We start from the raw sequence: 559 nt of genomic DNA, 5'->3' as shown, positions 1-559 counted from the left end.
GCATATGGCCTTCACCTTCACCTAAACCGTCAATGTCAAACTCAACGGGGCGCCAAACACTTTCTAGCAAAGAGGTAGCAGATTTGATTTCTAAAGTGTTGATGCTAGCAATAGGGACGAGGAAGTAGTTGCCTGCGGTAGAAAACAGCTCAATGTAACCACCTAAACGATCATCAATATCCCGCACGTCTGAGAACGAAGTATCATTAGCTAAAAAGCCTTTTTCTTGTCTCAGTTCTTCGATTTGAAGAGCAAGTTCAGAAACTTGTTCATAATCTTGACTCACCATTGATAAGTTGAAGCTAACCAATGACTTAGTTAGTTCTTCGTTCTCACCCAATACCTTCGCGGTTGCCGCTCCTTGAGCGAAATCCTTTCGCGCTTGAGCAGCTTTAACCAGATGTCTTAACTGGCTAGCGCCTGGAAGATATTCAGGAAACAGTTTAATAGACTGCATCAGTTGCTCATCAGCTCGCTCAAAATCACCATCAATACAAAGCAGCTCAATAAAAGAGCTTCTCAAACTGGCATCCTTTGGAGATGCCTTTATTGCTTCGAT

The 559-nt window shown here is 42.9% G+C and carries 1 protein-coding gene; it reads right to left on the bottom strand.

What is annotated here, in order from left to right:
* A partial coding sequence (locus R8N47_RS27405) for a type VI secretion system accessory protein TagJ (protein ID WP_318186389.1) occupies nucleotides 1-559 on the bottom strand: 559 nt, incomplete at both ends.

The organism is Vibrio sp. 2132-1 (assembly GCF_033344315.1).
The sequence above is the reverse complement of the archived record's forward strand: the minus strand, read 5'-3'. Positions and strand labels throughout refer to the sequence as shown.